Origin of the sequence: Okeania sp. (assembly GCF_035285525.1) — a bacterium.
GTDB lineage: Bacteria > Cyanobacteriota > Cyanobacteriia > Cyanobacteriales > Microcoleaceae > Trichodesmium.
On the sequence record NZ_JAYKGW010000139.1, the window covers coordinates 1 to 6,421 of the forward strand.

Sequence of the window (6,421 nt, forward strand, 5' to 3'; positions counted from 1 at the left end):
ATTAATTTTTTATCTAAGAGTTCAATGCTCAACCCAAAATTAAGTAAACCCGCCCCTGAAAATTAATTTTTTATCTAAGAGTTCAATGCTCAACCCAAAATTAAGTAAACCCGCCCCTGAAAATCACAGAAAATCTCCTCAATCTGTTAACATACTTAAAAAACCCCATTATCCTAAAACCAGAAAAACTCCACAAATTAGTTCTATTGACAAACCTAGGAGAGGTCAAAGAGAAGAATCATTTAACTGGCAAGAATTTTTATGGAAAGTGCAATCTTTACCTTGGCGCAAATGGATAATTGAATGGATAGGAATTACTTTGTTATTTGGTGGCTCTAGTTTAATGGCCGTGGGAGCATGGCTCAGTGTTAAGTTAATTTCCGATCCAAACGCGATAGTTTCATTCAATCAAGTCTTACCAGGATGGACTAAATTTTACATATCAGGAAATAAGTCTTTAAAGACTTTGGAGCAAATTAAATCTAGTATAAAAGATGAAGGGTTTAGCAGTGAAAAAATTTTTCCTCTTCCTAATACAAAAACAGATTCTGGTTCAGATTTATTAGTGCCAGTAATGCAGGAAATTGCATCTAGAGGTTCGTTACCCTGTGAAACTCCTTGTCGAGAAGTGTTAGAGTTGCGGGTTTATGAGTCAGTTTTATCTATTAATCAACGAGAAGGCAGTCAACCATATTTTCGATTAGCTAATACTTTACCACTCAAAGGTCCAGCCGAATCTTTTGTTATTGCATCTACTATTGATGCCGATCGGGGTTCAAATCAACCTTTACCTCTGACAGGTGTAAGTCAGTTTCAAGGGAAAGTTCCGAAAGCAGGAGTTTGGTTTACTGTCAGTGGTCAGAGATTACAAAATAATAAAGCTATTTTTTATGGGGAAATTGTGAATTATAATCCTCGTAAAAATTATTTAAGTTCCATGTTGAGATGGAAAAGTGCTGCTGGTCAAGCTCCGATCTGGCAGGAAATGACTGGAGGCGGAGATCCAGAGTTATTAATAGAGCAAACTGTGGGACTAGATCCTGATTTTGATATTTATTGGATTCAACCAAGAAAGTTTATACTTAATCCGATTAAATTGGAAGAAATTTCCCTGAGTGAAACTCCCATTGAAAAAAAGTCTTATCAAGATATTTTAAGGTTAGCTCGTAGTGGTTTATGGTCTCCTGCTTTGGCTTTAATGAAACCTTTGCGAGCAAATTTAATGGATAAATCTCAATGGTCGGAAAAAGCCGAAGCTCAGTTTAATTTAATTAAGTTTCATGCCAAGATTACAGAAGCTCAAGCGATCGCTTCTTGGGCAAGTCCAAGTCAAAAAGTTTTAGCTGGTTTGATAGATGGCCGTTGGCAAGAAAGTCTAGATGTGTTTGAAAATAATTTGAGTAGCACTTATGATATCGTTAAGTTACTAGAAAATGATACTGGCCGTCTCACCAACCGAGTTGATGCCACTTTAAGAGTAGATCGAACTGAAGTTAATGCTTTAGCTTGGGGTGCTTTAATTTTGGCAAGTCAAAAAGGACGAAGAAGAGCAGTGTCATGGTTGAATAGACAACCTCAAACTAAAAAGGAGACAAAGGAGAAGGTTGGGAAATTATTGGATCAACTTGATGCTGCTGTGGCTGAAAATCAGACTATACAAAAACAAAAAACTGAGCGAAGTTTAAGATAAAATGGTTGAGTATCGTAGGGGCGGGTTTTCACAGAGAGAGATTTCCCTAGTTCACCTCAGATTTACCTAAACCCGCCCTCTTTTCTACAACATCAAAATATGTTATTGGCAGGTTACTCTATGGTGGGGGGTGGGTTTAGTTATGTGGGGGCGGGTTTAGCTGACTCTATGTCAAAACTTGTTAACTTAAGGTGGAAACCCGACCCTACAATAGTTGATTATATTAAATCCGGTAGGTAACATCAGTAAAATTAAAGAACCTAGGAGTTTTGTCTCCAAACCCTCTACAAAGCAAGCGGGTTCGACACTATATCATTATATCATTAGGGGGCGGGTTTAGCTGACTCTATGTGAAAACTCGTTAACTTAAGGTGGAAACCCGCCCCTACAATGGTGGATTATGTTAAATCCGGTAGCATCATTAAAATTAAAGAATCTAGGGGTTTGGTCTCCCAACCCTCTACAAAGCAAGCGGGTTCGACACTATATCATTAGGGGGCGGGTTTAGCTGACTCTATGTCAAAACTCGTTAACTTAAGATGGAAACCCGCCCCTACTATTTTAATTGATAATGAATCTATTTATCTTTAGTTGAACTATTCACAAACTTCTAAATTTTTCTTCACATCTGGATGAGTAACAAAATAATCTTTAAGCCAATCACAAGAACTTTTTAATAGATCATTTAACCCTTTCACCTGCCATAACTGTAAATCATTATCTACCAAAGTTGCTACATATTTACCATCCAAACTTAAACCCTTAGAATTTTCAAATTGAGCTATTTGTCGCCCAGTCAGATCCCAAACCTTTACCATACCATCTTTTCCCATACTAATCACCTGTTCCCTATCAGCACTAAAAATCACATTTTCTACACTACCAATATGCCCTTTTATCTCAGTAATTTGATTGCCGGAAAAATCCCATATTTTCACCATCCCATCACTATCTCCCGTAGCGACATAATCTCCTGATGAACTAAAACCAATACTTTCCATCCAACTAGAAACAATTTTTAACTCCAAGACAAGCTGCAAAGAACTATCAAAAATTTTTCCAATACCATCCTCTCCAGCAGTACCAATATATTTTCCATTCGGACTAAAACTTATATCCAAAACTCGCCCATTATTACTTTCTAACTCAGCTAACTGCTGACCAGAATTATTCCATATCCGAGCAACACCATCTGCTCCCACCGTTGCTAAACGTTTTCCATCAGGACTAAAACTAATCTCTTTTTCCCTACCCTCTTCACCCTCTAACTCTATTAACTCCTCTCCCGAAACCTGCCAAATTTTTGCTTGACCATTATCTCCAGCAGTTGCCAGACGTTGACCGTCTGGACTAAAATTCAGATCACCAAACATACCTGAATATCCATTTAATTGAGCTAAAGGGTTTCCTGAAATATCCCAGATACGGGCACTACCATCAACTCCCGCTGTTGCTAACCTCTGATGATTCGGACTGAAACTTACTGTCTCAAAAATATCAGAGTTTCCGGGAATTTTGACCTCGCCATTACCTTCTAATTCCCAAATCCTACCAGTACCATCTTCTCCTAAAGTTAATAATAATTCTCCATCAGAACTAAAGTTAAGTTCCAAAACTCGGCCATTATGTCCTTTAAGAGTAGTTAACAAATTACCATTACTGTTCCAAATTTTCACAATACCATCACTACCTGCTGTAGCTAGACGTTGACCATTGGGACTAAAATTAACACTGGTGATAATTCCTTGATGTCCAGGAAGTTTCCCTAATAGTTGGCCAGAAACATCCCAAATCTTTCCTGCTCCATCTTCTCCGGCTGCAACTAACCTTTTACTATCGGGACTAAAGCTAAGATTCGAGACTTTACCTTTAAGTCTGGCATATAGTTGACCAGTACGACGCCACCAAATTCTAATAGTGCCATCCCATCCAGCGGTAGCTAGGAGTCTACTATCTGGGCTAAATACTACTTTTTCGACACTACCTTTATGTCCTCTAAGCATAGCTAACTGTCTACCTATTCGATTCCAAATTATGACAGTACCATCCCATCCAGCGGTGGCTAAATATTTTCCATCAGGACTGAATTTAATATCTAAGATGCGCTCTTGATGTTTGGTAAGAGTGGCTATTTTCTGGCCAGAGATATCCCAAATTATGGCAGTGCTGTCTTCTCCAGCAGTGGCTAGGAGTTGACCATCTGGACTGAAGGCGATTTGCCAAATTTTGCCTTGATGGCCTCTGAGTTCTACTCGCTGTTTGCCCTGAAAATCCCATATTCTGACTGTTCCGTCTTCTGCTGCTGTGGCGAGGAGGTTGTCTTTTGGGGAAAATTTAATGTGGGAGATTTTGCCTTGATGTCCTCTCAACTGAGAAATAGCTTGACCTGAGAATTTCAGGATTTTAGCTATACCATCATTGCTGACTGTGGCTAATAGTTGATTGTTAGGACTCATGGAAATTTTTTTAATGTTAGGAATTTGGTTTTTTTCGTGAATATTATTGAGGATTTGTTGTAGGGCAAATATGGGTGTTGTGGCTGGGTAATAGTGGAGGGAGCGACGGTCTTTGACTAATTTTTGGAGTTCTTTTCCTGTTTGGATTGCTGATAGTAATGCTTCTATTTCTGCAAATTCAAATTGTTTGAGGGAGTTGATTCCTTGGCGTTCTAATTGTATTCCTAGTTGGGTTTCTTGGAGTTGATATGTGGTTTGTTGAAGTTGGTTTTGTTTATCTCTGAAAAGTTTGGTTGCCCAGGTGAGGCTGATTATGGCTACTACTGATAATAGGGTTAATCCTGCTACTCCTATTTTTAGTTTATTGTTTGGTGAATTTTTACTTTTTTTCTGATTTGTTTGATTATGATGATGACTAATTTTTGATTTTGGTGTTTCTAGTTGTTTATGTTGTACTTGAATTACATTATTATGATTAATTTCATCATTTTCTTGATTTGGTAATTTAGAAATATTTGGTTCTGGTTGAAGGTTGGTTGTTTTAGTGTTTAACTGATTTATATTGAATGGATTTTCTGGTTGTGTTGATTGTGGCTGAATTAGATTATGATTAGGATTTTTGTAATTTTCCTGATTTGGCAAGTTAGGGATATTTGCTCCTAGTTGGAAGTTTGTTGTCTGAGTGTTGAATTGATTTAAGTTTAATGGATTTCCTACTATTTTTTCTTCTGGATTAATGGCAACATGACTGTTATTTTTCTGGTTGTGTTGAATTTCCGAATTAGATATATCTGGTTCTACTTGTCTGGTTTTTGTCTGATTTTGCGAATCATTTAATTCTAATTGTTCTTGATTTATAGAAGCAGGCTGAGGGATTTGTGCTAGATATTTTTCTAGCCATTCTTGATTAAAAATTTCTGCATAAATAGGACTATATATTTCTAAAAATCCTCGATTAATTTTGGCGATACCAGACCTTAATAGTTCTTTGATTTCCCATTTATGATTAGCGATCGCATCGTTTTTAAATCTTTGATTATTTTGACCGGGTGGTTTTAATTTGTCATATTTTAATAGTTGTTGATATATTTCTAAATGAGTTATAGATTTTTGGATATTTCTGAGTAACAATTGTTGGATTTTACTGAAATGAGCTGGATAGTCTTGAGCATCCCAATTTTCTACGACACAAACTTCGACTAAATCTTGTACTAAGGCTACGTCATCATAATTTTCTTCTCCTTGTCGTTCTGCTAAATAGTTAATAATTATTTGACATAATTTTTGAGTGAGGAATGGTTGTCCGCCAGACCAAAATAATATTTCTTCGATAACTTTTAATGGTTGTCTGACTATTCTTTGAAAGCTATTAGCAAAATGAGCTACTTCTTCTATTTTGAAATTACTCAGTTCAATATATCTACAAATATCTACTAAATTATGAGGTACTGTTGTGCCTAATAAGGCAAATGTTAAACGTTTAAAGTTTTGATTATTTGCTCTTTCCTGGAGACAATAATCAACCAAAACTCCTAAACTACTCCAACCAGAATTAACTACATTATCATCATTAATTTCATCTATAAAAATAACAATCTTTTCATCTTGAGTCTGATCTAATAATACTTTTTCAATAAACAGAAATAATTTTTCATCCCCACACATATCTGCGGTTTCTTCCCACCATAATTCTGGGAAATGTCGAGGAAAAATAAAACTTTTCTCTAAAGTTAAAATTACTTGATTATACCATTCTTCTAGAGTTAAAAGTTGATTATTAACTCTGGTCATATCTAGAGCAATACAGATAATATTTTCTGCTTGTAAAAGTTGAATAGTGCTAATTTTTAAACTTGATTTACCAGTTTGTGGAGAACTTAATACATAACAATATTCACCAGATTTCAAAGCCTGAAATAATTCTTGGTCTGCCCCTCGTTTAACATAAGTCGGATGATTTGGTGTTAAATAATTGCCTACTTGATAATTATATTCTTGATTAGTTTGTATATTCATACTTATATGTAGTATCTTAACCCTAGCAACTTTAAATTAGAAAAAAGTTAGCATTCAATACAATAGGTGTTATATCATATCCGGTTGAGTAGGATAATTAGAAGTCCGTGGTATTGCTTTGGGAAGCAGACACGGATGAGGCCACGGATACACGGATGGATTTAGGGATTTCTCTTGAGTTGCATGGATTTAGGGATTTCTCTTGAGTTGCATGGATTTAGGGATTTCTCTTGAGTTGCATGGATTTAGGGATTTCTCT

Annotated in this window: 2 protein-coding genes; one reads left to right on the top strand and one right to left on the bottom strand. The window is 36.2% G+C overall.

Annotated features, from left to right (window positions below; genetic code table 11):
- Positions 1-85: 85 nt before the first annotated feature.
- Positions 86-1,690 (top strand): hypothetical protein, encoded by a 1,605-nt coding sequence (locus VKJ25_RS13170; protein WP_324237086.1) that lies wholly within the window; start codon positions 86-88, stop codon positions 1,688-1,690.
- A gap of 596 nt (positions 1,691-2,286) precedes the next feature.
- Here the strand turns inward: VKJ25_RS13170 and VKJ25_RS13175 are convergent.
- Positions 2,287-6,162 carry a WD40 domain-containing protein gene (locus tag VKJ25_RS13175; RefSeq protein WP_324237087.1) on the bottom strand — a complete coding sequence of 1,292 codons (3,876 nt, stop codon included), beginning with the start codon at positions 6,160-6,162 and terminating at the stop codon, positions 2,287-2,289.
- Positions 6,163-6,421: the final 259 nt, after the last annotated feature.